The sequence below is a fragment of the Tessaracoccus lacteus genome (genome assembly GCF_029917005.1).
Lineage (GTDB): Bacteria > Actinomycetota > Actinomycetes > Propionibacteriales > Propionibacteriaceae > Arachnia > Arachnia lactea.
Map to the genome: position 1 here is coordinate 1,382,247 of NZ_CP123967.1, position 23,104 is coordinate 1,405,350.

A 23,104-nucleotide genomic window follows, 5' to 3' on the forward strand; every position below is an offset into this window, starting at 1 on the left:
GGGGCTCGCTCCCGCTGCGCGTCATGTTCACCACGCTCACCCTCTCCGTCGTCCTGCTCGTGCTCGCCGGCGTGCTGCTCCTGCAGCAGGCGACAGCCGGGGTCGTGGAGGCGAAGAAGGAGGCCTCTCTCAACGAGGCGGCCGGCGTGTTCGAGTTCATGCAGGAGCAGCTCCGCACCCCCGACGTCCGGGGCGCCGCCGTGCACGAGGCGCTCAACCAGCTGGCCGACCTGGCCGACGCGCAGGCGGCGCAGTACCGCGTCGTCATCCTGGGCCCCACGTCGACGCTCGTCTCCGCCGGGATCAGGGCCGAATCGGTGCCCGATGACCTGCGATCCCGGGTCGAGGAGTCGCAGGGCATGTTCATCACCCCCACCGAGGTGGTGTTCACCGACACGACGGTGGACCCCGAACCCGGCTGGGCGATCGGCGCCTCCCTGGTCGGCACCAACGGCGAGCGCTACCCCGTCTTCTACATCTTCCCGATGACGTCCGAACTCAAGACGCTGCAGGCCCTGCGCAGCGCGGTCCTGGTGACAGGTGCCGCCCTGATCGTGGCGCTGGCGGCCGTCGCCTACCTGGTGACCGCGCAGGTCGTCGGCCCGGTCAGGAAGGCGAGCACCACGGCCCTGAAGCTCGCCTCCGGGCAGCTGGGGGAGCGGATGCCTGTGCGAGGGACCGACGACCTGGCCTCGTTGGCACGCTCCATGAACCGGATGGCCGCCCAGCTGCAGCAGCGCATCCGCGAGCTCGAGATGCTGTCGACCCTGCAGCAGCGGTTCGTCAGCGACGTCTCGCACGAGCTGCGCACGCCGCTGACCACCATCAAGATGGCGGCAGACGTGCTCTACGAGGCGCGCGACGAGATGAGCGCCCTGCCCCGTCGGTCCGCCGAGCTGATGGCCACGGAGATCGACCGCTTCGACGTGCTGCTCGCCGACCTCCTCGAGATCTCGCGGTTCGACGCCGGCGCCGCGGTCCTGGCGCTCGACGAGGCCGATGTCGCCGCGCTGGTCGACGCCGAGGTGGCAGCCGTCGTACCGCTGGCCGACACGCTGGGCGTGGAACTGAGCGTGGAGCGGCGCACACCGGACAACACCGCGGCGGTGGACCCGCGCCGCATCCGGCGGATCGTCCGCAACCTGGTGACCAATGCCGTCGAGCACGCCGAGGGTCGTCCGGTGACGATCACGCTGGCCTCGGATGCCGACTGCGTTGCGGTCACCGTCCGCGACCACGGCGTGGGCTTCGAGGCCGAGGACGCCAGCCGCGTCTTCGACCGGTTCTGGCGGGCCGACCCGAGCCGCAACCGGGTCGTCGGCGGATCCGGTCTCGGGCTGTCGATCTCGCTGGAGGATGCACGCCTGCACCGTGGTCAGCTGAGTGCCTGGGGGCGCCCTGGACGCGGCGCCCAGTTCCGGCTCGTCCTGCCGCGAGAGCCTGGGCGCGGCATCAGCCACCCTCCGCTGCCGGTGATCCCTGTCGATGACGCACCGCAGGAGGTCGCGTGAAACGCCTGCTGGCCGCCATGACGGCCGTCGCCGTCCTCACCCTCGTCGGATGCGCCACGCTCCCCACATCCGGGGCCGTCGAGGAGGTGCCGTTGTCCGCCCAGCCACCGGGCATCGACGTCGCGCCGGAGCCGCCGGCGGACGGGGTGCTCCCCGGCAGGCTCGTCGAGGGCTTCCTCCAGGCTATGGCGGACCCCAGCGACGACTACGCGGTCGCGAGGCAGTACCTCACGGGCGACGCTGCCCGTGTCTGGGAGCCGACCAGCGCCGTCATCTACAACGGTTCCGTGTCGTCGGACAACAGCGCGGCAGGCATCGACGGTCAGCTGCTCGGCCGACTGGACTCCGGGGGCCACTACACCGCCGCGAATGACACCTTCACCTTCGACTTCGGCGTCGTGGAAGAGAACGGCCAGTGGCGCATCGGAACACCCCCCGCCGGCCTGCTGCTCTCCAGCTACATCTTCGATCGCTACTACTCCCTCGTGTCGCTCTACTACATGGCGCGGGCCGGCACGCACGTCGTCCCCGAGGCCATCCACCTGCCCGAGACGCTGGTCACGCCCACCTCGGTGGTGCTCGCGCTCCTGGAAGGCCCGTCGCCGACCATCGAGCTGAACGTCAGCAACGCCATCCCCGCTTCGGTCGGGCTCGGACCGGAACGGGCGACCATCGATGCCCAGGGCGTGGTCACCGTCGACCTGACGGGCCTGAGTGACGATCTGAGCACCGACGCGCGCCGTCGCCTCGGCGCGCAGCTGATCTGGTCGCTGACGTCCGTGGCCCGGATGACGGGTCTCGTCGTCACCGTCGACGGCATGCCCTACGCGCTTCCGGGAGCCACCGCCGACGGCGTCCTCGAACTGTCCGGCCAACAGGGCTACCAGGTGCTCTCCCGCGGCTCCAGCCCCGACCTGTACGGCGTGCGCCAGGGCGTCGCCGGGCAGCTGAGCGAGGCGGGCGACCTGATCCCCATCTCGCCCCGCCCGGACGAGGTCAGCGAGGTCGCCATCTCGCTGGACGGCGTGAGCCTCGCCTACGTCGACACCGACCGCACCCGGCTCCTGATCGGCTCCTCCGGAGGCGAGCTGACCAGCGTGGAGACGGGCCTGACGAACCTCAGACACCCCCAGTATGTGCTCGGGACGCTCTACGTCATGGGCGATGAGGACGGCGTCGCGCGCATCGCCGAGGTCGACCGGTCCGGGACGGTCGAGATGCTGGACCTGGATCTCCCGAACGGCGCCGTGCTGGCGGGCTTCGCCGTCTCGCCGACGCAGGCCCGCCTCGCGCTGGTCGTGCAGACCGCCTCGGAACGCAGCCTCGGCGTCGTCGGGCTGCTGCCCGATGGCACCTCGACCACGCCCTGGCAGAAGCTCGAGCTGGTCAGTTCCACCGGCCAGGAACTCACCGACGTGCACGCGGTCGCCTGGCAGGCCGAGCTGTCGCTGGCGGTCCTCGCCACGGGCGCCAGCATCCGGTCCGTCTACACCACCGAGGTGGACGGCTCACTGATCGAGGACCTCGGGCCCGTCTCGACCGACGTCGACGACGTCTCCGCCATGGCGCGCCTCGGCGGAGGCAACGTGGCCATCCGGACCGGCCTCGGCGTCGTGTGGCGCTACGAGGCCCGCACGCGCTGGACGCGGGTGGCCGACGAGATCTCGGCCATCTCCTACAGCTCCTGAGTCCACAGCCGGTCGGGACGGTGACCCAGACCCACCAGAAGGCGTCATCACGGGTGCATGCACCCGCTCCTCAACGCCGCCGCCGACCTGCTGCTCGGCTCCTCCTGCCCTGGCTGCGATGCGCCGGGTTGGGGCATCTGCCCCGACTGCCGCGCCGCACTGGAGCGGGCCCCGCTGATCCTGGGCGGATCACCGCCGGTGGTCGCCGCCTGCGACTACCGCCCGCTGCTGATGCGCATCATCCCGCGCTACAAGGACGACGGGGCCCTGCACCTCGCGGGCGCGCTCGGGAGTCTGCTTGCCCTGGCCGTTGAGGTACTCGGGGTCGAACCGGGCGCGGCCCTCGTTCCCGTTCCGTCCCTGCCGTCGGTGGTGCGGTCCCGCGGCCTCGACCATGCCGCCCGCCTCGCCGCGGTGGCCGGGCGGAGGACGGGCCGACCCGTCGCCCGGATCCTGCGGCGCCGTGCCGTCGGCGGGCACCAGCGAGGCCTCGGTAGGTCGGGGCGCGCGGCCAATCTCAGTGGATCCATGACAGCCCGGCCGCTCCCCGGACGGGTCGTCCTGGTAGATGACGTCATGACCACGGGCGCGACGCTGCGGGAGGCGACCAGGGCGCTCTCGGCGGCCGGGATTCCCGTGGCGGGGATCGCCGTGGTGGCCCGCGCGGACAAATCGCGCGACTCTGCTGCGATGGGCTGACATGCCTTGAGGGGAACGGTAGCGTTGGCGCATGGAGACGCCGCAGGGCCCACGAAGTGGGAACCGACCTGCGGCGTTTCGTGCCCCACGAAAGATGGAGGAACCATGGATATCGTCGTCACCGGCCGACACTGCACGATCAGCCCTGAGCTGAGGGAGGTCGTCACCGACCGCCTCGCCACCGTCTCGCGTCTGCGCGACAGGGTGATCCGCGTCGAGGTCGACTTCAACGTCGATGACAACACCAGGGATCCCGCCCACGCGACGAACGTGCAGCTGACCCTGCGGAGCAAGGGCCCCGTGATCCGTGCGGAGGCGATGGCCAGCGACAAGATGGCCGCGTTCGACATGGCCCTCGACAAGCTGAAGGCCCAGCTCCGCAAGGCCGCGGACCGTCGCAAGACCCACCGCGGGCTCCGGACGGCGCTGGTCGCCGACGCGGTGTCCACGACCGCGCAGCAGCCCGAGCCCGACGGCGTGGAGACGCGCGAGATCGCGGGCATGGTCGTCACCGGAGACGGGCCGCTGGTCGTGCGCGAGAAGGAGTTCGACGCGACCCCGCTGACCCTGGCCCAGGCCCTGGATGAGATGGAGCTGGTCGGCCACGACTTCTTCCTCTACCAGGACAAGGACTCCGGTCGCCCGTCCGTGGTCTACCGCCGCAAGGCCTACAACTACGGTGTGCTGCACCTGAACGTCAGCTGAACCACCCGCTGACAAGACAACGGCCCGCCCGGCCGGTCCACGGACCGGCCGGGCGGGCTTCGTTCAAACTTGCCGCTGGGGGATAGGATGGCGGGCGCATCGTCGCACGCGCGTGCGGCGCGACCTGGACAGAAGGACACAACCCGTGGGTTTCATGGAATTTCTGAGCGGCCTCGGCTCGGGAGCCCAGCTCCGTAAGCTGCAGAAGGTGGCCGATCAGGTCAACTCCATCGAGGAGGACTTCCAGGCGATGTCCGACGCGGAGCTCCGCGCCGAGACCGACAAGTTCCGCGAGCGGATCGCCGACGGCGAGTCCCTCGACCGGATCATGCCAGAGGCCTTCGCCGTGGTGCGTGAGGCCTCCGTCCGGGTGCTCGGGAAGAGGCACTTCGATGTGCAGCTGATGGGCGGCGCGGCCCTCCACTGGGGCAACATCGCCGAGATGAAGACCGGTGAAGGCAAGACTCTGGTCGGCACGCTCCCCGCCTACCTGAACGCGCTGACGGGCCGGGGCGTGCACATCGTCACCACCAACGACTACCTCGCGAAGTACCAGTCGGAGCAGATGGGCCGCATCCACCACTTCCTCGGGCTCGAGGTCGGCGCGATCCTTGCGCAGATGACCCCCGAGGAGCGCCGCGAGGCCTACGCCTGCGACATCACCTACGGCACGAACAACGAGTTCGGCTTCGACTACCTGCGCGACAACATGGCGCTGCGCAAGTCCGACATGGTGCAGCGTGGCCATCACTTCGCCATCGTCGACGAGGTCGACTCCATCCTCATCGACGAGGCCCGCACGCCGCTGATCATCTCCGGTCCCGCCGAGGACAACAAGGAGTGGTACCCCGTCTTCTCGCGGCTCGCGCGCACGCTGACGCGCGACACCGACTACGAGGTCGACGAGAAGAAGCGCACCATCTCCGTGCTCGCGCCGGGCATCGAGAAGGTCGAGGACCGGCTCGGCATCGAGAACCTGTACGAGTCCGCGAACACCCCGCTGATCGGCTACCTGAACAACTCGATCAAGGCGAAGGAGCTGTTCAAGCGCGACAAGGACTACGTCATCGCCGACGGGGAGGTGCTGATCGTCGACGAGCACACCGGCCGCACGCTGGCGGGGCGCCGCTACAACGAGGGCCTGCACCAGGCGCTCGAGGCGAAGGAAGGCGTGAAGGTCAAGGACGAGTACCAGACGCTCGCCACGATCACGCTGCAGAACTACTTCCGCATGTACGACAAGCTCGCGGGCATGACCGGCACGGCCAAGACCGAGGAGTCCGAGTTCCAGAAGATCTACGGGCTGGGAGTCATCCCGATTCCGACCAACAGGCCGATGGTCCGCATCGACCAGCCCGACCTGATCTACCGCACGCAGGAGGCGAAGTACGACGCGATCGTCGCCGACGTCGTCGAGCGGCACGCCAAGGGTCAGCCGGTCCTCATCGGTACCGCCTCGGTGGAGAAGTCCGAGGTGCTGAGCGCGCTGCTGAAGAAGGCGCAGGTCACGCACACGGTCCTGAACGCCAAGCAGCACGAGCGTGAGGCCGCGATCGTCGCGGAGGCGGGCCGCAAGGGCGCCGTCACCGTGTCGACCAACATGGCAGGCCGAGGCACCGACATCATGCTGGGTGGCAACCCGGAGTTCCTTGCCGACCTCCAGCTGCGTAAGGAGGGCCTCGACCCGGTCGACACCCCCGAGGAGTACGAGGCGCGGTGGAACGACACCCTCGAGGCGCTCGAGAAGCAGACCCAGGTCGAGCACGAGGAGGTCGTCGAGGCCGGCGGCCTGTACGTCATCGGCTCCGAGCGTCACGAGTCCCGACGCATCGACAACCAGCTGCGTGGCCGTTCTGGCCGCCAGGGCGACCCGGGCGAGTCCCGCTTCTACCTGTCGCTGAGCGACGACCTGATGCGCCTGTTCCGTCCTGAGCTCCTCGAGCGTGCCCTTCTGATGATGAAGGTGCCTGACGACGTCCCCATCGACATGAAGTCGGTGTCGAAGTCCATCGAGGGAGCCCAGAAGCAGGTCGAGGGCCAGAACTTCGAGATGCGCAAGAACGTCCTGAAGTACGACGATGTCATGAACCGCCAGCGGCACGCCATCTACGGCGACCGTCGTCGGGTGCTCGACGGTGCCGACGTCTCAGAGCAGCTGCGCAGCACGTGCGAGCGGGTGGTTGCGGACGTCGTGCGGGCGCACACCGTCGGGATCCCGGAGGACTGGGACTTGGAGACGATGTTCACCGAGCTGAAGACCCTGTACCCCGTCAGCATCTCCGTCGAGGACGTCGAGGACGAGATCCCCGAGCAGGGCGAGCTCATCGAACTGGTGCAGGCCGATGCACTCAAGGCCTACGACGCGCGCGAGGCGGAGCTCGGCTCCGAGACCATGCGCGAGCTGGAGCGCCAGGTGCTGCTGACCGTCCTGGACAGGAAGTGGCGCGAGCACCTCTACGAGATGGACTACCTCCGCGAGGGCATCGGCCTGCGTGCCATGGCGCAGCGCGACCCGCTGGTCGAGTACCAGCGTGAGGGCGGCGACATGTTCAACGCCATGATGGAGGCGTTCATGGAGGAGGTCGTCGGCTTCCTCTTCAACCTCGAGGTCAAGCCCCGCGCGGTCGCCGACGCCCCGCAGGTCGGCGTCGTCACCGACGAGCACGGCAACCGCGTCGACATCGGCACGTTGACGGCTGCCCTCGACGCCGGCGAGGCAGATGAGGCCGCCGACGAGCCCGAGCCCGAGCCTGCCGCGCCGCTGGCCAAGGGCCTCGAGCGTAAGGCCGACGCCAACCTGTCCTACTCGGCGCCCAGCGAGACCGGGGAGGCGACCGACGTCAGCGGGGCCGCGAAGGCCGAGCCGAAGGTCGGACGCAACCAGCCCTGCCCCTGCGGCTCCGGCAAGAAGTACAAGTTCTGCCACGGGCGCGCCGGCGCCTGACCCGTCACGCCGCGGCGGTCCTGGGTGCGAGGATGACGAACTCGCTGCACATCCAGGACCGCCGCGTCGCGTCCAGCCGGATAACGCAGCTGACCCACCGGTCGCCGCGCATCAGCGACACGGTCGCCTCCACGGCCTGTGGCGTGGGCATCTGCGCCCTCAGCCGCCCGGGCGGCATGCGTCGATACACGCCGGCGCCCGCGTGGAGCGCCAACTCGAGGAACGCGCGCTCGGACAGGCGGGGACGCACCTGGTGCAGGGCACGACGCCCGGTCATTGCCTCCAGGGTGGCCAGGATGAGGGCGAGGGCGCCGGGCGGGACCTCCTGGTCCGGGTGGATCGCCGAGGCGCTGGGCCGGGGTGAGAGCATCGTCGTCATGCAGGGACGCTAGGAGCCGCCCTGCGGCACCGCCGGGACGCCCCCCGCTCCGGACAACACCGCCTCCGTCCCTGACAACACCTCCCTGGTTCCGGACACGACCTGGGATCGTCCGGCACTAGGCTGAGGCCGTGAAGCGACAACTGGTTTTCATCCCCGTCGGCCCCGATGAACTGGGCGTCATGAGCGGTGACCCCGCCATCGTGCAGCGCACCGCCTACACCGTCACCGACGAGCTCGTCGCCGAACTCGGCTACGAGGCCAAGGACGCCGAGGACGCCGAGTACGCCGCGCTCGTGCTGGCATCGGTCGCGGCGCTGTGCAGCTACGGGGCGCGGACGGTCGTCGTGGCGGAGGTCGATCCGGCCCTCGTGTCGGGGGGAGTGGACCCGGTCAACGGGCAGATCGTGCTCGCCTCCTGTCCCGTCGGGGCGATCACCTCGTGGTTCGCCGACGAGCCCGGCGCCGATGTCGCCGACGCCGCGGCCATCAGCCGGGGACTCACGATCGACCAGGCCTGGGACCAGCCGGCGGTGCAGGCACTCCTGAACTCGCATGATCTACTCTGGAACGACGTCGTCGAGTACCGGCGAGGTGAGGAGGGCTGACATGCCGCGGGCCATCTGGAAGGGGGCCGTGTCCTTCGGGCTGGTGAGCATCCCCGTGAAGCTGTACGGCGCCACCGAGGACAAGGACGTCTCGTTCCACCAGGTGCACTCCCTGGACGGAGGACGCATCCGGTATCAGCGGATCTGCGAGAGATGCGGCGAGGTCGTGTCCTTCGCCGACATCGCCAAGGGCTTCGAGGCCGCGGACGGCCGCACCGCGATCCTGACCGACGAGGACTTCTCGCATCTCCCGCTGTCCACGCTGAGGTCGGTCGACGTCGTCCAGTTCGTGCACGCCGACGACATCGACCCGACCTATATCGACCGCACCTACTTTCTGCAGGCCGACAGCGTCGGGGTGAAACCCTACGTGTTGCTGCGAGAGGCCCTGACCAGTGCCGGCCAGGTGGCGGTTGTGAAGGTCGCGCTCCGGCAGCGTGAGTCGCTGGCGTTGATCCGGGCCCGCGACGACCTGCTGCTGCTGCACACGATGTACTGGCCCGACGAGCTGAGGGACGGGTCCTTCGCGGCGCCGCCCGCCGACGTCACCGTGACCGACGACGAGGTCGCTCTCGCGAAGCTGCTGATCGGCCAGCTGGAGGGGTCCTTCGATCCCGAGGCCCACAGCGACTCCTACCGCGAGGCGCTGTTGCAGGTCGTCGAGGCGAAGCTCTCCGGCGGCGAGGCGCCGGCCCCGGCGGAGCAGGGGGGTGGCGGCGACGTGGTCGACCTCATGGCTGCGCTGAAGGCGTCGGTCGAGGCGGCACGGCAGCGGCGCGAGGACGCGGCGAAGGCGAAGGCGAGCTGATGCGCCCGACCACGATCACGTTCGACGACGCGGACGAGGCGGCCGCGACGTTCGCCGCGCTCGAGGCCGCCGGCTGGTACGTCGAGGCGGACAGGGACCGGTTCCTGGGCGAGGACGACGACGAGGAGGTGGTGTTCCTCGTCCTGACCGACGCGAGCGCCGATGAGGTGAGGGCGCACGTGGCGGGCGACGGGTTCGTCGTCTGAAGCCGTCGCCCGGTGAGCTGTCAGCGGGCCAGCCAGGCGGCGGCGCGGCGCTCCAGGCCGCCGAAGGCATCGCGGATGAAGGGCTCCACCTGCTTCTCCACCTTGCGTCCGACCAGCGGGATCTTCACGGTCAACGTACCCGCATAGTGGGCCACCGTGGTGCCGCCGGTGGGGGTCAGCAGCGCGCGGGCCGCCACATCCACGGGCAGACCGGCCACGTCCACGTCGACCGTTCCCGTGACGCTGCCGTCAGCGGCGGGCGGCTGGAACCGGAAGGTCATCTCCAGCGAGATCGTCGCGCCCACGAACTTCGCCAGGCTCTCTGGGACGGGCAGCTTCATCGCGAGAAGGGTCTTCTCCGGCCCCACCTCGACCGTGTGCGACACCGCTCCGGCGTGGGTGGCGACGTCGTCGATGAACTCCTCGGTGCGCATCAGGTCGACGACTTTGTCGGGTGTGGTCGCGTACGTGTGGGTGTAATCGAACTGCATGCTGCCAACCCTACCCATGAGCCCCGCCTGACCCCCGTAAGATGGCGCCCATGAAGATCGACCTCCACACGCATTCGCGGGTCTCCGACGGGACGGATACGCCGACCGGCCTTGTCATGCGGGCCTTCGACGCAGGGCTCGACGTTATCGCGCTCTGCGACCACGACTCCTTCGGCGGCGTTCCGGAGGCGCAGGAGGCTGGCAAGCGCATCGGGGTGAAGGTCATCAGTGGCCTCGAGATGTCCACCGAGTACGCGGGGCGGTCCGTGCACCTTCTCGGCTACGGCTGCGACCCCTACGACCGGGGGCTGGGGGAGGAGCTGGCCCGCATCCGCGTCGGCCGCACCGAGCGCATTCCTGCCATGCTGCAACGGCTGGCCGAGCTCGGCCTGCCCGTCACGGTCGAGGACCTGCAGGCCGCGGCCCACGGCGCCCCCGTCATCGGGCGGCCGCACGTCGCGGACGCGCTCGTGGCGAAGGGCTACGCCGCCGACAGGGACGAGGCGTTCGCCCGCTGGCTGCACGACGGGGGGCCGGCCTACGTCTCGCGATACGCCTGCCCTCTGGAGCGTGCCATCGACCTCGTGCACGACGCACGCGGCGTGGCGGTGATCGCCCACCCCTGGTCCCGGGGCACCCGTGAGGTGCTGACGGCGCCCTACCTGGAGTCGCTGGTCACGACGCATGGCCTCGAGGGGATTGAGGTCGATCATCCGGACCATGACGAGGACACGAGGTCTCTGCTGTTCGAGATGGGTGCCCGGCTCGGTCTGATCCGCACCGGGTCGAGCGACTACCACGGCACGGGCAAGAAGAACAACCCCCTCGGCGCAAACCTGACGCGACCCTCGGCGTACCGGGACCTGACCTCGCGGATCAGGCGCCGAGGCGGCGTCGTCTGACCCGGACGACGGGCGGTAGGGTAAGGGACGTTTGACAGCACTCCCACCCGCAAGGCAGGTCCCGTCCATGTCGCTCGAGCCGAACACGCACGATTTCGAAGCCTCCCTGGCGCGCTCCACGCAGCGCAGCCGGGAGATCGAGGCTCAGGTGGCCAAGGACCCCTCGAAGTGGCGCGTGCTGACGGGGGACCGGCCGACGGGACACCTGCACATCGGACACTACTTCGGGTCGCTGCAGAACCGGGTGCGGCTTGCCGGCCTCGGGATCGACACCATGGTGCTGATCGCGGACTACCAGGTCATCACGGACCGCGACGGCGTCGGTCCCATCAAGGAGCGCGTGTACTCGCTGCTGACCGACTACATCGCGGCCGGCATCGACCCCGAGAAGGTCACGATCTTCACCCACTCGGCCGTCGCGGCCCTGAACCAGCTGATGCTGCCGCTCCTCTCGCTGGTCACCGACGCGGAGCTGCGGCGCAATCCGACCGTCAAGGCCGAGCTGGACGACACGGGGGACCGCCCGATGTCGGGCCTGATGCTCACCTACCCGGTCCACCAGGCCGCAGACATCCTGTTCTGCAAGGCCAACCTCGTGCCCGTCGGCAAGGACCAGCTGCCGCACCTGGAGCAGGCCCGCGTCATCGCCCGCCGCTTCGACGAGCGCTACGGCCGCTTCGACCCGGACGCGCCCGTGTTCCCGGAGCCGGAGGCCCTGCTGAGCGCGTCGGGCACCATCCTCGGCCTGGACGGCACGAAGATGAGCAAGTCGAAGGGCAACACGATCGAGCTGCGCATGACCGCCGACGAGACCGCCAAGCTCATCAAGCGGGCCGTGACGGACTCCGACCGCCACATCACGTTCGATCCGGAGAACCGGCCCGAGGTGTCCAACCTCATCAACATCGCCGCGCTGTGTCTCGACCGCGACCCCGTCGAGATCGCCACGGAGATCGGCGACGGCGGAGGCGGCGGCCTGAAGAAGCTCGTCACGGCCGCCGTCAACGATTACTTCGCGCCGCACCGCGCCCGACGCGCCGAGCTGGAGGCCGACCCGGGCTACCTGCACGACCTGCTCGCGGCCGGCAACGCGAAGGCCAACGAGATCGCGGAGGCGACGCTGCACGAGGTGCGCGTGGCGATGCAGATGGACTACTGAGGCCCGACTCAGACGCGAGGGGCGCCCCACCGGAAGGTGGGGCGCCCCTCGTTCGTCGGAGGCGACGCGGTCACTCGGCGGCGGGAGTCTCCGTCGCCGGCTGCGTGCGCGGCACGTCGACGCCGCCGCGCGTGCGGCGGCGACGTCGCGGACGACGCTCGCCCTCGGCGCTGCCGGAGCCCTCGGCCGGGCGGTCGCCCTTGGCCTCGGTGCCGCGGGTGCGGCGCCGGCCACGGCCTGCCTCGCCGCCCTCGGTCCGACGCTCGGTGCGTTCGCGCGCCTTGGGCGCGGTGCCGGGCATGCGGCCCTTGGTGCCCTCCGGGATGTCGAGGTCCGTGTAGAGGTGCGGCGACGTCGAGTAGGTCTCGACGGGCTCGGGGATGCCGAGCTTCAGCGCCTCGTTGATCAGCTTCCAGCGGTGCACATCCGACCAGTCGACCAGCGTGACGGCGACGCCCGTGTGGCCGGCGCGGCCCGTCCGGCCGATCCGGTGCACGTAGGTTGCGTCGTTGTCGGGGCACTCGTGGTTGATGACGTGGCTGACGCCGGAGATGTCGATGCCGCGGGCGGCGACGTCCGTGGCGACGAGCACGGAGATCGTCCCGGCGCGGAACTTCTTCAGGGCACGCTCACGCGCCTGTTGATTCAGGTCGCCGTGGATGGAGGCCGCCGGGAAGCCGCGGTCGACCAGGTCGTCGGTCAGTCGCTGCGCCGCGCGCTTGGTGCGGCAGAAGACCATGACCTTGGTGGTCTCGCGTCCCTGGAGGATGCGGCCGATGATCTCGGGCTTGTCGAGGTCGTGCGCCTGGTAAACGAACTGCGTGATGTCCGGGACGGTCATCTGTGCGTCGGCGCCCTCGGCGCGGATGTTGATCGGGTGGTTCAGCGTCGCGCGGGCCAGGGCCAGGATCGGGCCGGGCATGGTGGCGGAGAACATCATCGTCTGGCGGGATGCGGGGGTCTTGCGCAGCAGACGCTCGACGTCCGGCAGGAAGCCAAGGTCCAGCATCTCGTCGGCCTCGTCGAGGACGAGGACCTGGATCTCGCTGAGGTCGAGGGCGCCACGGTCCGCGAGGTCCAGCAGACGACCCGGGGTACCGACGGCGATGTCGATGCCCGCCTCGAGGGTGCCGAGCTGCTCGTCGTAGCCGGTGCCGCCGTAGATGGTCAGGACCCGCATTTTGAGGTCCTTGCCTGCGACGTCGAGGTCGCGGCCGACTTGCAGCGCGAGCTCACGCGTCGGGCAGACCACCAGCGCGCGGGGCTTGCCGTGGGACGGCTTCACCCCGTCGGACAGCGTGACCATGCGGTGCAGCAGGCTGACGCCGAAGGCCAGCGTCTTGCCGGTTCCGGTGCGCGCCTGCCCGATCAGGTCAGAACCGCCGAGCGCCAGGGGGATGGCGAGGGTCTGGATCATGAACGGGTGGACGATGCCGGCCTCGGCGAGAGCCGAGGTGATGGATTCATGCACTCCAAGGTCGGCGAACGTCTCGTCGACCGGATTCTCGTTGTCGCTCAGGGCTCAACCTCTGTCAGGAGAAGAACTCACGGCGCGCCGGGCGCAGCCGGAGGCAGGCCCATCTGAGGGCCCGCTGCCCGAGAGTCTATCGCAGAGCGCTCAGACGGCGCCGAAACCCACCGCGCGAGCCGTCGGGCTGCCCAGGTCAACGTAGCCGATGCGGTCGCCCGGGATGAGGATGCGGCGTCCCTTCTCGTCGACCAGATCCAGCAGCGTCTTGTCCTCGACGGCCTTGCGCACCAGCTCGGAGACCTCCTCCGGGGTGGCGGTGGACTCCAGCGCGACCTCTCGTGAGAGGTGGGCGATGCCGATCTTGATTTCCATGGTGCTCACTCTAGTCACCATGTAAAAGCGGGCGCGGCGACTCCTCAGGGGTCGATGCGGGCCACGATGACCGTGATGTTGTCGCGGCCGCCGCGCTCGATGGCCCATGCCACCAGAGCCTCGGCCAGCGCGTCGGTCGGCGTACTGGTCGCCGCGACGCGGGCGAAGAGCGCCGACATGTCGTCGGGCGAGCTTGCATAGTTCCAAAGCCCGTCGGAGCACAACAGCAGCCACCCCGGTCCGACGGGCTGCAGCGTCGTCACGCTGGGGGACGCATTCATCGACTGCCGGCCCAGCCACTTCGTGATGGCGTGGGCCTGGCTGGACTGCTCTGCCTCAGCGCGCGACATGCCGAGCATGATCCGGGCCTGGGCCATCGAGTCGTCGGTGCTGAGCAGCTGACACGACCCGTCCTCGCCGACCCAGTAGGCGCGCGAGTCGCCGACGTTGCCGACGGCGATGGTGTTTCCCGCGACCATCGCGGCGATCAGCGTGCAGGCCGACGGGTCGTCACCCGCGTCGAGGACGGCCTGGTTGGCCTCGGCGAAGGCCTTCATGAACACGACGTTGGGCGCGTATCCCCGGTCGTGGCCCTGCGTCATGAACTCGATGGCCGTCTCGGTGGCGACGGCCGATGCCACCTCGGAGCCGTGCGCGGTGGTCACCCCGTCGGCCAGCGCCAGCATCGCGGCGTGGGGTTCGCCCTCACGAACCGCCATGCACAGGGCATCCTGATTTGTGCGGTGCCTGAGCCCCGTGTCGCTGCAGCCGGCGATCCAGGGAGCCGGAAATCTGAGGTAGTGGGAACGCTCCGACCGGCCAGCCTGCTCGTGCATCGGGTTCCCTTCCGTCAGGTCCATGGGCGCATTGTGTCAGGTCGCGAGGGTTGGCAGGGGAGCTGAGGCGTCACCGCGGAGCGCTGCCTGCCACAGATCGCCGTTCCTGGACACCCGGTCGAGCACCTGGGCGGGGGTGATCCTCAGGGGTTGCGTCCGACGGGTGAGGCCGCCGACCTCGTCCCAGGTCAGCGGCGTCGCCACGGCAGGGGTCTCGACGCCCCGCACCGAGTACGGGGAGATCGTGTTGCGCGCGGCCAGGTTCTGGCCGAAATCGACATACACCAGCCCGGCGCGGGCGGCCTTCGCCATGGTCGCGACGAACGTCTTCGGATGTCGACGCGCCAGCAGCCCGGCCAGGCCCCGCGCCCACGCGTGCGCCTCGCTGCAGGGGGTGGGCGCGATCGGCACGCTCAGCTGCAGGCCCTTGTTCCCGGACGACTTCACCAGGGGCTCCAGCCCGAGATCGGCCAGCGTCGTGGCCGCCAGGATCGCGGCGGTCGCAGAGTCGGCGATCGTCAGCCCCTCGCCAGGGTCGAGGTCGACCATGAGGGTGCGTGTGAGGGGCTCGTCGGCGCCGTCGAGGACGACGCCGTCGGGGCCGAGGGTCGCGTCGCCCGCGCGCCACTGGGGCGTGTGGAGTTCGACGGCAGAGAGGTTGGCGAGCCAGGCCAGCGTCGGGCGGTCCTCGGCCAGCACATAGGGCAGCGGGCCCGACGACGTTGCGACGGGTAGCGTCCGGACCCAGGTGGGGGCGCCGGCCGGCACGTTCTTCTCATAGAACGACCCTCCGACGGTGCCCTGCGGGAACCTGACGCGCGTGATCGGCCGCCCGGCCAGGTGCGGGAGCAGGACGTCGGCGACCTCCACGTAGTAGGAGATGAGCTCGCCCTTGGTGAAGCCATCGGGGAACAGCGGACGGTCCGGGTGGGTCAGGGCCAGCGTCACCCCGTCGAGGCTGGTCGTGATGGTCCCGCTCATGGCTGCCTCCTCAGGTCGCCTCGCTTGGCCAATTGTCGGGGGCGGATGGTTGCATGGTGCCATGAGCTCGCGCATTCTCCCGCACAGACACCTCGAGTCGCCGGAGCTCACGGCCGGGCAGGCGGCCGCGGCCGGGCCGCACGACGGGGTCCGTGTGGTGCTGGGCGGTCCCGGCACAGGCAAGACCACCGTCGCCGCCGCGGCCGCCGCGGCGCGGGTCGCCGCTGGCAGCGACCTCGAGCGCACGGTGGTTCTCGCCAACTCGAGGGCGGCCGCGCAGACGCTCAGGCGCGACATCACGCGGCAGCTGACGCACGCCCAGACCTCCGCCCAGGTCACGACGGTGCACGGACTCGCGCTGGGGCTGATGCGCCGGTTCCTGCCCCACGGCGAGTCGCCCTGGCTGCTGCTGAGGGCCCCAGAGCAGGAGGCGCGCATCCGTGAGCTGCTGGCCGGCATGAACCCCACCGCGTGGCCGGAGGGGCTGCGCGCCGCGGTCGGGACCCGGGCCTTCGCCCGGCAGCTGCGCGACGTGCTCGCCCGCACCCGGCAGCTCAACCTCGACGCGGAGATCCTCGCCCGCCTCGGGTCCGAGGCCGGCGACGAGGGTTTCATGGCAGCGGCCGCGTTCATGGAGGAGTACCTCGTCGTCGGCGACTTCTCCGGGCATCTGGACTACGCCGAGCTGGTCTACCGCACCCGACTGCTCCTGCAGGAGCCGCAGGTGGCCGACGCCGTGCGCGCGTCCTTCGACGAGGTGATCGTCGACGACGCGCAGGAGCTGGACCCGTCGCAGGGAGCGCTCATCGCCGACGTCGCACGGGCGGGTGTCCCCGTGCTCGCGCTGGGGGACCCGCACCAGTCCATCGGCTGGTACCGCGGGGCATCGGCCACCGCGCTGCGGGATCTGGCCAGGGCCACCGACGCCGAGGTCCTGACGCTGACGGACGGCTTCCGACTCGGCGAGGAACTGGGCGTGGCACTGGCCAGCCTCGGCACGCGGCTGGGGGCGCGCGACGCGGCCCCGGCCCCCGGCCCGGCCCGGGCCGGCGGCACCGTCGACGTGCGGGTCTTCGACGACGGCTCGGCCGAGCTGGCCCACGTCGCGGCGGAGCTCCGTGAGGCCGTGACGCGCGGGGGGCTGCAATGGCGGGACCTCGCCGTCGTGACCCGGGCCGGACGGGCCCAGCTCAGCCTCGTGGCGCGGGAGCTCGTCCGCCTCGGCATCCCGGTAGACGTGTCCGGCGACGAGATCGCGCTGGCGGAGCAGCCAGCGGTCGCGATCCTGCTGCTCGCCCTCGGCGTGGCCGCCCGCGGCGCGACCCCGGGCCAGGAGGAGGCGAGGCAGCTCCTGGCGTCCCCGTTGGCGGGCCTCGACGGCGTAGCGCAGCGGCAGCTCGGCCGCGCGCTGCTGCGGGCCCATCCGGGGCTTGGTACCTCGGCGGCGCTGGTCACCCGGGCACTGGCCGAGCCGCAGCTGCTCGCCGGCGACGAGTCGGATGCGGCGGGGCGGGTCCGCGACCTCGCCGCGCTGCTCGGCCGCGCAGCGAAGATGCTGGCGGACGGCGCCGAGGTGCAGGTGGCCCTGTGGGAGCTGTGGGACGGCACCGGGTGGCCGGAGCAGCTGCGCGGCCAGGCGCTGCGCGGCAGCCGCCGGGCCGGCGCGGATCTCGACGCCCTCGTCGAGCTGTTCGAGACGGCCGCGCGTGCGGACGACCTCCGCGGGTCCGCCGGGGCCCAGACCTTCCTGGGCGAGGTCTCGGCGCAGGAGATCCCGGCAGACACGGGCCGGGAACTGAGCCCCGAGTCGCGCGGCGTGCGCGTGGTGACAGCCCACCGGACCCGCGGCCTCGAATGGGAGCGGGTCTGGGTCATCGGCGTGCAGGAGGGCCAGTGGCCACGCTCGTCGCGAGGCGGGCTGCTGCTGGACGCGCAACGCATCACGGCCGATGTCCTGGAGCCGCCCGACCCGCTGGCGCACCTGCGCTCCGAACGGCAGCTGTTCCTCGTCGCCTGCTCGCGCGCCCGCAGCGGGCTGAGCGTCAGCGCCGTGCAGGGCATCGACGGGGAGGGCGGCCGTCCCTCGCGTTTCCTCGCCGAGCTCGGCCGCGGCGTGACCCGGGTCCACGGCCGACCCGACCTGCTCCTGTCGCCCGCCTCGCTCGTCGGCGACCTGCGTCGCACGCTCGCCGACGAGTCCGCGTCACCGTCGCTGAGGAGGGCCGCCGCGCTCCGGCTGGCCGACCTCACGCGCGTCACGACGCCCGACGGCGGGCCCGGCTTCCCCGGCGCGCATCCCGCCGCGTGGTGGGCCACCGGCGACCTCACGTCGCAGCCGCCGGCGCTCGACGGGCCCGTCACCATCACCGGCTCGTCGCTCGAGGCGCTGCTCGAGTGCCCACGGCGCTGGTTCCTTGCCAGGCGGGCGCAGGCGGAGGGCACGCGGCAGTCCAGGGCCTCCGTCGGCGACGTCGTGCACCTGATCGCCAGCCAGGCCGGCCGCGAGGGCATGGACGCCGAGGAGATGCACCGACATCTCGACGAGGTCTGGGACCGGATCGGCTTCGAGACCGAGTGGCTGTCCGCCACGGAGAAGGTCGAGATCGACGCCGCCATCGACCGGTTCGCCCACTACCAGTCGTCCGGTTCGGAGGAGCTGTTGGCCGTCGAGAAGGAGTTCCGCGTGGGCCTGCGCGTCGCGGACACCGATGTGGTGCTCGTCGGCACGGTCGACCGCCTGGAACGCGACGCCGAGGGCCGGCTCAGGATCGTCGACCTCAAGACCGGCCGCAGGGCGCTCAAGGCCGCGGAGGTCGCCGACCATGCCCAGCTGGGCGTCTACCAGCTGGCCGCGAGCCTCGGCGCCTTCGACGACGTCGCGCCGGGGCAGCGGCGCGTCGCGCCCCCCGCGTTGGCCTTCCTGCGCGCCGGGGACACCTTCCCCGGGCTGGTCAGCCAGCCCAGCATCGACGAGGCCCCGGCGCTCAAGGGCGAGGACCTCAAGGAGGGACCCACCTGGGTGCACGACCGGATCGCCACCGCCGTCGGCGTCCTGCGCTCCGGCGAGTTCCAGGCCGTCGAGTGCGGGTCGTGCCGCTTCTGCCAGTTCACCGACACCTGCCCGGCACTCAGGACGGAGACCAGCCGATGACCCGCAGCGTCCGGATCGAGACCCCGGCCCAGCTGGTCGAGGCGCTGGAGATCCCCTTCTCCGACGAGCAGCTGACCGCCATCTGCGCACCGCTGGAGCCGGCCGTGATCATCGCGGGCGCCGGCAGCGGCAAGACCACGGTGATGGCCGCGCGCGTCGTCTGGCTGGTCGGCACCGGGCAGGTGCTGCCCGGGGAGGTGCTCGGTCTGACCTTCACCCGCAAGGCGGCCGCGGAGCTGGGCGGCCGCGTCTCGGCCGCGCTGGACCGCGCGGGCGTGCTCGTCGACAAGGAGGGCGAGGGGGCCGAGCTCGTGATGACCTACGACTCCTTCGCGGCCCGGCTCGTGAGCGAGTTCGGCCTGCGCATCGGGCTCGACCGCGACCCGGTCATGGTCACCGGCGCCAGCCGCTACCGCCTCGCCGCCCGCGTCGTCGCCAACGCCCCCGGCCCCTTCCACCGCATCAGCCGGCTGAGCCACCACAACATCCCGGAGCGGGTGCTCGCGCTCGACGCCGAGCTGCAGTCGCACCTCGTCGGGATCGAGGACGTGCGGGCGTTCTCGGAGACGGCGCGGGCGCGGTTCGAGGCGGCGCCGCTGTGGCGCGGCAGCCCCTACAAGGACGTCCGGGACGCGCTCGCCGCCACCGACGAACGCCTGGAGCTGCTTGACCTCGTCGCTGACTACCAGCGGCTCAAGCAGTCGCTGGGCGTCGTGGAGTTCGCCGACCAGCTCCGGGAGGCCGTCCGGCTGGTGGGCCGCGTCCCGGACGTGGGCCGCGAGCTGCGTCACCGTTTCAAGGTGGTGCTGCTCGACGAGTACCAGGACACGTCGTCGGCGCAGGCGATCCTGCTGCGTGAGCTGTTCGGCGGCGCGTCCGGGAGCGCAGGCTTCCCCGTCACGGCCGTCGGAGACCCGTACCAGGCGATCTACGGCTGGCGCGGTGCGGCCGCCGGCAACATCCTGGAGTTCCCCCACCAGTTCCCGAAGTCCGACGGCGCGCCCGCGGGGCGCTTCACGCTGAGCGTCAACCGCCGCAGTGGGCAGCGGATCCTCGACGTCGGCAACGCACTGGCAGCGGGCCTGCATGCCGCCCCCGGCGAGGATGGCGTCTCCCTGATCGCGCCCGTCGGCGCGCAGGCCGGCGAGGTGTGCGCAGCCACGTTCGACACCGCCCCCGACGAGGTCGCCTGGCTGACCGGCCGCATCGTCGCCCGTCACGACGAGGGCACCCAGTGGCGGGAGCAGGCGGTGCTCGTGCGGCGCAACGCCACCCTCACGCCGGTCTTCACCGCACTGCGCGACTCGGGGGTGCCGGTTGAGATCGTCGGCCTCGGGGGGCTGCTGACGCTGCCCGAGATCGCGCCCATCGTGTCCACGCTGCGCATCCTCGACGACGTGACGGCCAATCCCGACGTCGCCGCGCTGCTCACCGGACCGCGCTGGTCCATCGGGCTGAAGGACCTGGAGGCGCTGGGAAGACGGTCCCGTGAGCTGGCGGCCGACGCGGCGGAGGCGCCGTTGTGGGACTTCGACGCCGAGCTCGCCGCGACCGTGACCCACACGGACCCGGGGGAGAGGCCGTGCCTGCTCGACGCCGTCGCCGACCCGGGCGACGCACCGCTGAGCCCGGAGGCCAGGCGGCGGATCGCCCGCTTCCACGCGGAGATCTCGGGGCTGAGGAGGCACGCCGGCGACCCGGTGGCGGACCTCGTGACGCGCGTCGTCGCGGTCCTCGGCCTCGAGGCGGAACTCCTGTCCACGGGCAGCGCGCTGAACCAGGTGGCGCGCTTCGTCGACGAGGTGTCCACCTACGTCGACGTCGACGGGGACGGGTCGCTCAGCGGGCTGCTTGCCTACCTCGACGCGGAGGAGGAGCACGGCGAGGGGCTGATGCAGGCGGTCGTCACCTCGGAGGACTCCGTCAAGCTGATGACGGTGCACCGTGCCAAGGGCCTCGAGTGGGACACCGTCTACCTGCCGTCCCTCGCCGACAAGGTGTTCCCCTCGCAGCCGCGCTCGGGGGTGTGGCCGCAGCGCGCCGAGTCGCTGCCCTCGCCGCTGCGCGGCGACGCGGACTCGATCCCGCAGCTGGCCGACTACACGAAGGCCGGGCTCGCCGAGTTCCGCGCCGCGTTGGCCGCGGAGCACCGGCTCTCGGAGGACCGGCTCGCCTACGTGGCCGCCACCCGCGCCAAGTCGCTGCTGGTCGGCACCACCCACATCTGGACGCCCGGCACCGCGCGGCCGCGTGACGAGTCGCCCTACTTCGCCGTCATCCGGGAGGCCGCGGAGGCGCGCGGCCGCTACGAGGACCACGCGACCAGAGGCTCCGACTCCAACCCCATCCCTGCCGAGCCGGTGCGCGCGGCCTGGCCGGAGGAGCTCAGTCAGGAGCGGCTCGCGGTACGGCGCGAGGCGGCGAAGCTGGTGGCGGAGGCCGCTGCGCTGCCTGCCGAGCCCGAGGAGCGCGACGCCTGGGTCTGGCGGTCCGGGCTCCTCGACCCGTCCGACGCGGAGAAGGTCGCCGCCTGGGACGACACGGCCCGGCACCTGACCGCTCTGCTGCAGGAGCGTGGCCAGCGCCGGATCGAGCTGCCCGACGGGCTGTCGGCCACCGCTCTGATGGCGCTGCGCAGCGACCCGGACGAGTTCGTCGACTCGCTGCTGAGAAGGATGCCACGGCGCCCGTCGACCGCGGCCCGGGTGGGCACCCGCTTCCACGCGTGGCTCCAGGAGCGGTTCGAGCTGCCCGCATCCCTCGAGGAGCTGGTGCCGGACAACGCCCCTGCCCCGCCGGGACTGCGGAGGCTCATCGAGGCCTTCGAGCAGGGGCGGTTCGCCGACCGGGTGCCGATCGGCGTCGAGGTGCCGTTCCTGATGCACCGCTCCGGGGTGGTGCTGCGCGGCAGGATCGACGCGGTCTACGACGGCGCCGCAGAGGGGTACGCCTATCTCGTGATCGACTGGAAGACCTCAGGGGCGGAGGCCGATCCCCTGCAGCTCGCCGTCTACCGGCAGGCCTGGGCCGAGGCCCGCGGCGTCGACCCCTCGCGGGTGGGTGCGGGGTTCTACCATGTGGCACAGGACCGGCTGCGCCTCATCGACGCCCCTGCCAGCCTGATCGACGACGCCATCGCAGCGGGAGTGCAGACGTGACCCAGTGGACAGACCCCTCGACCCTTGACCGGATGCCGCTGGAGCGCGGCGAGGCGGACCTGGACGGGGCCTGGCGCGGGGCCCTGGTGCTGCGGGTCGATCCGGAGGGGCGCATCGCCGCCGCCGACGGCATCCCCGAACCCCTGGCCGCGCCGGGTCGGCGTCGGCCGTCCGACATCCTGCTGGGTCGCGCCCGCGACCACGTGTGGTTCGCCCGACCCGTGGATCGGATCGTCGGCGAGTCTATCGGGTGGAGGCAGGCGGCGGCCGCCGACCAGGACGTCCTGGCGTCGGCGGTGGCGCTGGGCCGCTGGCACGGCAGCGCGCCCGCCTGCGAGCGGTGCGGCGCCGCCACCATGACCCACCAGGCCGGGGCCAGCCGACGATGCACGCACTGCGGGGAGCTCGCCTTCGCGCGCACGGACCCCTGCATCATCATCGCCATCACCGACCCGGACGACCGGCTGCTGCTGGCGCACAACGTGGCGTGGGAGGCGAGCCGGGTGTCCATCGTCGCGGGCTTCATCGAGGCGGGGGAGTCCGCTGAGCAGGCCTGCTTCCGCGAGGCGCAGGAGGAGGTGGGCATCACGCTCGACTCGGTGCGCTACATCAGTTCGCAGCCGTGGCCGCTGCCCCGCTCGCTGATGCTGGGGTTCGTCGGGCGCACCGTGGACTCCCGGATAACGGTCGACGGCGACGAGATCGCAACCGGTGCCTTCTACACCAGGGAGGAGCTCGTCGCCGCCGTCGAATCGGATGAAGTTGTCCTGCCTCAGCGGGCCTCGATCGCGCGCTCGCTGATCGAGCAGTGGCTCAGCGGTCGCTGAGCCTGCTGGTCTCGTCCTGAATCCGCGCCGCCACCTCCACGAGCTTCTCGCGGTGCGCGGCAGCGTGGTGAGCGCAGAAGAGCAGCTCGCCGCCTGAACGTAGGAAGACACGAAGGTAGGCCTGGGCGCCGCATCGGTCACAACGATCGATAGCGGTCAGAGTAGGATCCGCAGCTAGTTCGGTCATGGTCGCCTCCCATCGGTGTTG

Annotated in this window: 20 protein-coding genes; 13 read left to right on the forward strand and 7 right to left on the reverse strand. The window is 71.1% G+C overall.

The window, feature by feature from the left end:
- Positions 1-23: 23 nt before the first annotated feature.
- From mtrB to secA, 5 genes are all read left to right on the forward strand, one after another.
- A complete protein-coding gene (gene mtrB / locus QH948_RS06280; RefSeq protein ID WP_281145983.1) occupies positions 24-1,511 on the forward strand; it encodes an MtrAB system histidine kinase MtrB in 1,488 nt (495 codons plus the stop codon).
- Positions 1,508-3,199 (forward strand): LpqB family beta-propeller domain-containing protein, encoded by a 1,692-nt coding sequence (locus QH948_RS06285; protein WP_281145984.1) that lies wholly within the window; start codon positions 1,508-1,510, stop codon positions 3,197-3,199. Before mtrB ends, QH948_RS06285 begins: the two co-directional genes overlap by 4 nt.
- Positions 3,200-3,256: 57 nt before the next feature.
- A complete protein-coding gene (locus QH948_RS06290; protein WP_281145985.1) occupies positions 3,257-3,898 on the forward strand; it encodes a ComF family protein in 642 nt (213 codons plus the stop codon).
- A 105-nt stretch (positions 3,899-4,003) separates the two neighbouring features.
- Positions 4,004-4,603 (forward strand): ribosome hibernation-promoting factor, HPF/YfiA family, encoded by a 600-nt coding sequence (gene hpf, locus QH948_RS06295; RefSeq protein WP_281145986.1) that lies wholly within the window; start codon positions 4,004-4,006, stop codon positions 4,601-4,603.
- Positions 4,604-4,748: 145 nt separating this feature from the next.
- Positions 4,749-7,547, forward strand: a complete 2,799-nt coding sequence (gene secA, locus QH948_RS06300) for a preprotein translocase subunit SecA (protein WP_498371060.1) — start codon at positions 4,749-4,751, stop codon at positions 7,545-7,547.
- A gap of 4 nt (positions 7,548-7,551) precedes the next feature.
- Here the strand turns inward: secA and QH948_RS06305 are convergent, their stop codons facing one another.
- Positions 7,552-7,926, reverse strand: coding sequence for an Rv3235 family protein (locus QH948_RS06305; protein ID WP_281145988.1), 375 nt, complete (start codon positions 7,924-7,926; stop codon positions 7,552-7,554).
- Positions 7,927-8,057: 131 nt separating this feature from the next.
- Between QH948_RS06305 and QH948_RS06310 the strand changes: the two genes are divergently transcribed.
- From QH948_RS06310 to QH948_RS06320, 3 genes are read left to right on the forward strand one after another with little or no spacing between them, the layout of a single operon-like run.
- Positions 8,058-8,534: a DUF6912 family protein gene (locus QH948_RS06310; protein ID WP_219079919.1), complete on the forward strand. Its 477-nt coding sequence runs from the start codon at positions 8,058-8,060 to the stop codon at positions 8,532-8,534.
- A 1-nt stretch (position 8,535) separates the two neighbouring features.
- Positions 8,536-9,342 carry a non-homologous end joining protein Ku gene (ku, locus tag QH948_RS06315; protein WP_281145989.1) on the forward strand — a complete coding sequence of 269 codons (807 nt, stop codon included), beginning with the start codon at positions 8,536-8,538 and terminating at the stop codon, positions 9,340-9,342.
- Positions 9,342-9,548 (forward strand): hypothetical protein, encoded by a 207-nt coding sequence (locus QH948_RS06320; protein ID WP_281145990.1) that lies wholly within the window; start codon positions 9,342-9,344, stop codon positions 9,546-9,548. The genes ku and QH948_RS06320 overlap by 1 nt, the downstream gene beginning before the upstream one ends.
- Before the next feature lie 20 nt (positions 9,549-9,568).
- Here the strand turns inward: QH948_RS06320 and QH948_RS06325 are convergent, their stop codons facing one another.
- On the reverse strand, positions 9,569-10,039 hold the full coding sequence (locus QH948_RS06325) for a DUF2505 domain-containing protein (protein WP_281145991.1): 471 nt from the start codon (positions 10,037-10,039) through the stop codon (positions 9,569-9,571).
- Between the two features lie 50 nt (positions 10,040-10,089).
- Here QH948_RS06325 and QH948_RS06330 point away from each other — a divergent pair, with 50 nt between their 5' ends.
- Both QH948_RS06330 and trpS read left to right on the forward strand, forming a co-directional pair.
- A complete protein-coding gene (locus tag QH948_RS06330) occupies positions 10,090-10,941 on the forward strand; it encodes a PHP domain-containing protein (protein ID WP_281145992.1) in 852 nt (283 codons plus the stop codon).
- Between the two features lie 67 nt (positions 10,942-11,008).
- Positions 11,009-12,100 carry a tryptophan--tRNA ligase gene (trpS, locus tag QH948_RS06335; RefSeq protein WP_281145993.1) on the forward strand — a complete coding sequence of 364 codons (1,092 nt, stop codon included), beginning with the start codon at positions 11,009-11,011 and terminating at the stop codon, positions 12,098-12,100.
- 70 nt (positions 12,101-12,170) lie between these two features.
- Here trpS and QH948_RS06340 read toward each other — a convergent pair whose 3' ends face one another.
- The 4 genes from QH948_RS06340 to ligD all read right to left on the reverse strand — a co-directional run bounded on the left by QH948_RS06340 (position 12,171) and on the right by ligD (position 15,760).
- On the reverse strand, positions 12,171-13,619 hold the full coding sequence (locus QH948_RS06340) for a DEAD/DEAH box helicase (RefSeq protein ID WP_281146153.1): 1,449 nt from the start codon (positions 13,617-13,619) through the stop codon (positions 12,171-12,173).
- Between the two features lie 99 nt (positions 13,620-13,718).
- Entirely contained in the window at positions 13,719-13,943 is a 225-nt protein-coding gene (locus QH948_RS06345; RefSeq protein ID WP_281145994.1) for a DUF3107 domain-containing protein, read from the reverse strand.
- 44 nt (positions 13,944-13,987) lie between these two features.
- Positions 13,988-14,803, reverse strand: a complete 816-nt coding sequence (locus QH948_RS06350) for a PP2C family protein-serine/threonine phosphatase (protein ID WP_281145995.1) — start codon at positions 14,801-14,803, stop codon at positions 13,988-13,990.
- Positions 14,804-14,815: 12 nt separating this feature from the next.
- Positions 14,816-15,760 (reverse strand): non-homologous end-joining DNA ligase, encoded by a 945-nt coding sequence (gene ligD, locus QH948_RS06355; RefSeq protein ID WP_281145996.1) that lies wholly within the window; start codon positions 15,758-15,760, stop codon positions 14,816-14,818.
- 61 nt (positions 15,761-15,821) lie between these two features.
- Here ligD and QH948_RS06360 point away from each other — a divergent pair, with 61 nt between their 5' ends.
- Genes QH948_RS06360 through nudC form a run of 3 tightly spaced genes read left to right on the forward strand, consistent with a single transcriptional unit; the run spans position 15,822 to position 22,896 of the window.
- Positions 15,822-18,911 (forward strand): ATP-dependent helicase, encoded by a 3,090-nt coding sequence (locus QH948_RS06360; RefSeq protein ID WP_281145997.1) that lies wholly within the window; start codon positions 15,822-15,824, stop codon positions 18,909-18,911.
- A complete protein-coding gene (locus QH948_RS06365) occupies positions 18,908-22,069 on the forward strand; it encodes an ATP-dependent helicase (RefSeq protein WP_281145998.1) in 3,162 nt (1,053 codons plus the stop codon). The genes QH948_RS06360 and QH948_RS06365 overlap by 4 nt, the downstream gene beginning before the upstream one ends.
- On the forward strand, positions 22,066-22,896 hold the full coding sequence (gene nudC, locus QH948_RS06370) for an NAD(+) diphosphatase (protein WP_281145999.1): 831 nt from the start codon (positions 22,066-22,068) through the stop codon (positions 22,894-22,896). Before QH948_RS06365 ends, nudC begins: the two co-directional genes overlap by 4 nt.
- On the opposite strand, the gene QH948_RS06375 is transcribed toward nudC, so the two are convergent.
- A complete protein-coding gene (locus QH948_RS06375; RefSeq protein ID WP_219079895.1) occupies positions 22,883-23,083 on the reverse strand; it encodes a DUF7455 domain-containing protein in 201 nt (66 codons plus the stop codon). The two genes, nudC and QH948_RS06375, sit on opposite strands and share 14 nt — an antisense overlap.
- Positions 23,084-23,104: the final 21 nt, after the last annotated feature.